The organism is Streptomyces tricolor, from assembly GCF_002155905.1.
Classification (GTDB): Bacteria; Actinomycetota; Actinomycetes; order Streptomycetales; family Streptomycetaceae; genus Streptomyces; species Streptomyces tricolor.
Map to the genome: position 1 here is coordinate 1 of NZ_MUMF01000155.1, position 6,190 is coordinate 6,190.

Sequence of the window (6,190 nt, forward strand, 5' to 3'; positions counted from 1 at the left end):
GCAAGACGACCCTGCTGCGCGCGGTCACGGGCCTGCTGCCCCCCGGCACCAGCCGCGGCGCCGGCCGGGTCGACGTCCTCGGCCACGACGTGTTCGCCCTCACCGACCGGGAACTGCGCGCCCTGCGCGGGAGCCGGCTCGCCTACGTCGGCCAGGACCCCGGCTCCGGCCTCAACCCCCGGATGCGGGTCCGCACCCTCGTCCGGGAACTCGCCGCCGACCCGGAACGCGACACGGTGAGCGCGCTCCTCGCCGAGGTCCGCCTGCCGGACGACGGCCGCCTGGCCGCCCGGCGCCCGGGCGCGCTCTCCGGCGGCCAGCAGCGCCGGGTGGCCCTCGCCCGGGCCCTGGCCCGCCGCCCCGACGTCCTGCTCCTGGACGAGCCCACCGCCGGTCTGCACCCCGAACTGCGCGACGAGATCGGCGCGCTGCTGCTGCACCTCGCCCGGGAACACCGCCTGGCCGTGGCGTTCTCCTGCCACGACCCCGAGCTGGTCGCCCGGTTCGCGGACGAGGCGGTGGAACTCGGCGGCCATCTGCCCGGCCCGCGTACGGCGTCCGTGGCGCCGGGCGCGCGCCGCCCGGTCCACCGGCCCGAGGAGCCCCCCGAGGCCGGCCCGCCGGTCCTGGAGGCACGGGACCTCCGCGTCGCCTTCGGCCGCCGCGGCCAGGGTGCCGCCGCCCTGGACGGGGTCGGACTGCGCGTGCGGCCCGGCTCGGCGCTGGGCATCGTCGGGGCCTCCGGCTCCGGCAAGACCACGCTGGTCCGCGCCGTCGTCGGCCTGCAACGGGTCGGCTCCGGCTCGCTCAGCCTGGACGGTACGCCCCTGAGCACGGGGCTGCGCGGCCGTACCCGGGAACAGCGGCGCCGGATCCAGCTGGTGACGCAGAACCCGCTGGGCGCGCTCAACCCCAGCCGCACCATCGGCGCCGCCCTCGGCCGGCCGCTGCGGCTGCACCGCCGCTGCCCCCGGAGCGCCGTCCCCGACCGGGTCCTGGACCTGCTCGAACAGGTCGGCCTGCCACCCGCCTTCACCGACCGCTATCCGCACGAGCTGTCCGGCGGGCAGCGCCAGCGCGTCGCCATCGCCCGCGCCCTGGCCGCCGACCCGGACGTACTGATCTGCGACGAGATCACCTCCGCGCTGGACGCCGGCACCGGAGAGGCGATCATGGATCTGCTGACCGGACTGCGGGAGCGGCGCGGTACGACGCTGATCCTGATCAGCCACGATCTGCCGCTGATCGCCGACCGCACCGACACCGTGCTGGTCCTCGACGCCGGACGGGTCGTCGAGTCCGGCCGGACGGCCGACGTCTTCGCCGCCCCCGGCCACGCGGCGACCGGCGCGCTGCTGAACCCGGCCGGAGCGGCGGAGTTCCACGACGAGCGCGCCGATCGCCTCCGGTGAGACCGCCGGTGCAGGCGTCGGACACCGGCGGGCGCTGGCTGGAAGTCGTCACCGGTTGATCAACGGGAACTAAGCTCGAGGCGCCTGGCACCCCAGGCGATCTGGTTGCTCTCGTCGTTCTCGGCGATCTCGGTGGAAGGGTCTGGACTGCGGTGGAGGACAAGCGGGTAGTCGTCGTGACCGGCGGAGGTTCGGGCATCGGGCAGGCCACGGCCCGGCTGCTGAGCGAGACCGGTCACCACGTGGTCGTCTCCGGCCGGCGGGCCGAACCCCTGCAGCGCCTCGCCCAGGAGACGGGGGCACTGGCGCATCCGTCCGACGCCGGGGACCCCGACGCGGCCGAGAGCCTCGTCCAGGCGGCCCTGACCGCGTACGGACGGCTCGACGGGCTGGTGCTCAACGCGGGCATCGGACGCGGCGGAGCCGTGGGCGACATGTCGCTGCGGGACTGGGACGAGGTGATGCGCACCAACCTCACCGGACCGCTGCTCCTGCTGCGCGCCGCCATCCCGCACCTGCTGGAGTCCGCCGGCTCGGTGGTCGCCGTCGCCTCGGTGTCCGCGCTGCGCAACGGCACCAGCAACGCCCCCTACGCCACGTCCAAGGCGGCCCTGCTCCAGCTGTGCCGCTCCGTCGCCGTCGACTACGGGCGGCAGGGGGTACGGGCCAACATCGTGTGCCCCGGCTGGGTGCGGACCGAGATGGCCGACCGGCGCATGGCGCGCTTCGCCGAGGAGGCGGAGCTGCCGGGCGGCGGCGTGGAGGCCGGCTACGCGGAGGCGACCCGGCTGCTCCCCCAGGGGCGCCCGGGCGAGCCCCGCGAGATCGCGGAGGCGATCGGCTGGCTGCTGTCCCCGGCGGCGTCGTACGTCAACGGAGCGGTGCTCACCGTCGACGGCGGAGCGACCGCCCTCGACCCCGGCACCCTCGCCTTCGACTACCACATCACGCCCCGCGGCACGGAGACCTCCGGCACCGGTCGGTGACGTGGTGACCGGGGCCCCATGGCCGAGGCCCCGGGTGCGTTGATCACCTGACCACGGCCCGCACCGGCGGAGCGGTCCAGCCCCGCCGGCCGGTTCAGCCCTGCTGCGTCGTAGAGGCGCGGTCGTGGCAGCGGACCGCGTCGGTCATGACGGGCCACATCCGGGCGATCCCCAGCAGCGTCTCCGGACTGCCATGGGCCACCCCGGGCAGCGGACGCGCCTCGGCCGGCGGCACGCCGTCGAGAACGGCCCGCCGGGCCTGGCCCACGGCACCGGCGAGCGCGGCCGAAGCGAGCCGGTCGTCCCGCACCCCGGCCCGCCGGGCGAGGCGGTGCGCCTCCTCGTAGGCGTCCGGCTGCACGTACTGCTGCAGGGTCAGCAGCGCGTCGTACGTCTCGATGGTCTGCCGGTGCGCCAGCAGCGCCGGCGGGTACCGCGGCCACAGCACTTCCTGGAGCCGGGTCCGCCGGGGCCGGGCGAGGGCCACGTGCGGCACCGCCGTCACCAGGTCGCGCCACAGCGGCCACAGCTGCCAGGCGGTCCGCAGCGCCGTGGCCGACCGGGCCAGCGCGGTCGCGGTCGGGACCAGCAGGGACGCCACCCGCATGAAGCCGTGCACGCCCATGACCACGGACAGGTAGGGCAGCAGGTGCGGGTCGGGGTCGAAGAGGTGGAACAGATAGCCGGACCAGAAGACGAGGGCGAGCACGCTGCCCGCCGCGAACAGCCGCAGCGACCAGACGAGGTCGCGCTCCGTCGTGCGCAGGCTGAACCGCCAGCAGACCACCACGGCGACGGCGTCCCCGGCGAGATGGGAGGCGATGAGGATCAGCCAGTAGGCCGAGGAGGCGGACGCGGGCCGCTGCGCGGCAGCCGTACCCACGCCCCCCTGGTCCACCTGGAGCAGATCCAGGACGAGCAGCGAGACCAGCGCCGCCGTCATCCCCACCGCCACGGAGCGGCGCAGGCGCGGGGAGCGGCTGGAGTCGATCACGAACAGCAGCACCAGGCCCGCGCTGAGGACGCCGATCAGGTTGCGGGCGAGGGACACCGTGTGGACGTCGATGCCGGCGGAGGTCAGCCCGGCGACGATCCGCGGCTGGAAGAGGGTGATCGCGGTGGTCGCGGCCAGGACGGTGAGCCAGAGCCCCCGCAGGTGGGGCTGGCGCAGCGCGGACCGGGCCCGCCAGACCAGGGCGAACCACAGGGCGAAGACGCTGGCGAGCCCGACGTGCGCCGCCAGATCAGTCACCGGCGTCCGCCGTCACGCCGAGGAACGCGCCGAGCCGTCCCAGCGGCCCGGCCACCGGCCCGGCCGTCCCGGCGCTCTGGATCAGGCTGGCGATCATCTCGGCTTCCTGCTCCTCGGTGGTCGTGTAGCTGGTCCTCGCCATCACCCGCCGGACGAGATGCGGCTGCAGCCCGTCGAGGAGCCGATCGGTCAGCTCGTGGCCGTCGTCCGTGATGCTCCGGTGGTGGTCGCAGAGCACGTGCCCGATCTCGTGCAGGATGATGTGCTCGCGGTGCAGCGGGGCGGTCCGGGCCTCGTAGAAGACGTAGTCGGCGTTGTCGGTGCCCAGCCACAGCCCGCAGGCTCCGGTGGCCGCCGCCTCCTCGGGCAGCTCGCGCAGCACGAGCGGACGGCCTCTGAGTTCCTCCACCCGCGCACAGACCGCGTCCAGGGACAGCGACCGAGGTATGCCGAGGTCACGCAGGATCGCGGAGCACCGGCGCTGCAGCGCGGCGAACTCCCCCGATCTCCTCACCTGCGGTACGCGGATGGTCAAATCTCCAACTCCCGGGCGAGAAACCACTTCCCGTCTCCAGCGGACAAGGTGTGGCTCACACCTAAGCAGGTCGGCCGCCTTCTTGAACACGTCTGCCGGGTCTTTTGGTCGGCCTTTGGCGAAAATCTTCCCCTGACCGGCGCGGGTGGCGCGGCATCGCGCATGGGATCAGGACAACGCCGTCCCGGGCCGAGACGGGCGGGCCCGCTCACGCGGACGTCACCCCGGCAATGGCGTGTTCCGCTTCCCGGCGGCCGGCCCCGGCGATCCGGCAGCGCAGGCACCGCCGCCACCGGATCCGGCGGCAGGGCGCCCTCGTCCGTGACCGGTCCGGGGGCCAGGAATCCGCGGAGGAGGCGAGCGGGCGGAGCGCCTTCCGGCACCACCTACCCTTGAACCATGACCAGCAGCAGCGACCGGAGCCCGGCAGTGGACGTTCCCGCCCCCAAGAGTTACGAGATCCGCACCTACGGGTGCCAGATGAACGTCCACGACTCCGAGCGATTGGCCGGTCTGCTCGAGGAGGCCGGGTACGTCCGGGCCGCCGAGGGGTCGGACGGGGACGCCGACGTCGTCGTCTTCAACACCTGCGCGGTCCGCGAGAACGCCGACAACCGGCTCTACGGCAACCTCGGCCGGCTCGCCCCGAAGAAGGCCTCGCGCCCGGGCATGCAGATCGCGGTCGGCGGCTGTCTCGCCCAGAAGGACCGGGACACCATCGTGAAGAAGGCGCCCTGGGTGGACGTCGTCTTCGGCACGCACAACATCGGCAAGCTGCCCGTCCTGCTGGAGCGCGCCCGCGTCCAGGAGGAGGCGCAGGTCGAGATCGCCGAGTCCCTGGAGGCCTTCCCCTCCACGCTGCCGACCCGCCGCGAGAGCGCGTACGCGGCCTGGGTGTCGATCTCCGTCGGCTGCAACAACACCTGCACCTTCTGCATCGTCCCCGCCCTGCGCGGCAAGGAGAAGGACCGGCGCCCCGGCGACATCCTCGCCGAGATCGAGGCCCTGGTCGGCGAGGGCGTCTCCGAGATCACCCTGCTCGGCCAGAACGTCAACGCCTACGGCTCCGACATCGGGGACCGCGAGGCCTTCAGCAAGCTGCTGCGGGCCTGCGGCACCATCGAGGGCCTGGAGCGGGTCCGCTTCACCTCCCCGCACCCCCGTGACTTCACCGACGACGTCATCGCCGCCATGGCCGAGACGCCGAACGTGATGCCCCAGCTGCACATGCCGCTCCAGTCCGGCTCGGACACCGTCCTGAAGGCGATGCGCCGCTCGTACCGGCAGGAGCGCTACCTGGGGATCATCGAGAAGGTGCGGGCCGCCATCCCGCACGCCGCGATCACCACGGACATCATCGTCGGCTTCCCGGGCGAGACCGAGGAGGACTTCGAGCAGACGCTGCACGTCGTCCGCGAGGCCCGCTTCGCGCAGGCCTTCACCTTCCAGTACTCCAAGCGCCCCGGCACCCCCGCCGCGACCATGGAGAACCAGATCCCCAAGGAGGTCGTCCAGGCGCGCTACGAGCGGCTGGTCGCCCTCCAGGAGGAGATCTCCTGGGAGGAGAACAAGAAGCAGGTCGGCCGCACGCTGGAGCTGATGGTCGCCGAGGGCGAGGGCCGCAAGGACGGCGCCACCCACCGCCTCTCCGGCCGCGCCCCCGACAACCGCCTGGTCCACTTCACCAAGCCGGAGCAGGAGGTGCGCCCCGGCGACGTCGTCACCGTCGAGGTCACCTACGCCGCCCCGCACCACCTCCTCGCCGAGGGCCCGGTCCTCGCCGTGCGCCGCACGCGCGCGGGGGACGCCTGGGAGAAGCGCACCGCCGCGGCGGCGGCCAAGCCGGCGGGCGTCATGCTCGGCCTGCCGAAGATCGGCGTCCCGGCCCCGCTGCCGGCGCCGACGGGCAGCGCCTGCGGCTGCGACTGAGGCCCTGGCACACCGCGGGTCGGAGTTCGCCCTGCGGGGTCCGTCCTGACGGGGTCCGCCCTGCGGGGTCCGTCCT

General features: G+C 74.0%; 5 protein-coding genes. 3 read left to right on the forward strand and 2 right to left on the reverse strand.

The window, feature by feature from the left end; all coding sequences use genetic code 11:
- Positions 1 to 1,412 (forward strand): ABC transporter ATP-binding protein (locus tag CCN44_RS47370; RefSeq protein ID WP_107502067.1); only part of this gene is annotated, 1,412 nt, incomplete at its 5' end.
- A gap of 152 nt (positions 1,413 to 1,564) precedes the next feature.
- Positions 1,565 to 2,398, forward strand: a complete 834-nt coding sequence (locus CCN44_RS12340) for an SDR family NAD(P)-dependent oxidoreductase (protein WP_086697670.1) — start codon at positions 1,565 to 1,567, stop codon at positions 2,396 to 2,398.
- Between the two features lie 94 nt (positions 2,399 to 2,492).
- Here CCN44_RS12340 and CCN44_RS12345 read toward each other — a convergent pair whose 3' ends face one another.
- Positions 2,493 to 3,650, reverse strand: a complete 1,158-nt coding sequence (locus tag CCN44_RS12345) for an MAB_1171c family putative transporter (protein ID WP_059252988.1) — start codon at positions 3,648 to 3,650, stop codon at positions 2,493 to 2,495.
- On the reverse strand, positions 3,643 to 4,185 hold the full coding sequence (locus CCN44_RS12350; RefSeq protein ID WP_202430331.1) for a regulator component: 543 nt from the start codon (positions 4,183 to 4,185) through the stop codon (positions 3,643 to 3,645). Before CCN44_RS12350 ends, CCN44_RS12345 begins: the two co-directional genes overlap by 8 nt.
- A 399-nt stretch (positions 4,186 to 4,584) precedes the next feature.
- On the opposite strand from CCN44_RS12350, the gene miaB reads away from it, so the two are divergent.
- Positions 4,585 to 6,114, forward strand: coding sequence for a tRNA (N6-isopentenyl adenosine(37)-C2)-methylthiotransferase MiaB (miaB, locus tag CCN44_RS12355; protein WP_189397034.1), 1,530 nt, complete (start codon positions 4,585 to 4,587; stop codon positions 6,112 to 6,114).
- Positions 6,115 to 6,190 lie beyond the last annotated feature (76 nt).

Coding starts and splice junctions, on each gene's coding strand:
- miaB (WP_189397034.1), top strand. CDS start 4,585: ATGACCAGCAGCAGCGACCGGAGCCCGGCAGTGGACGTTCCCGCCCCC.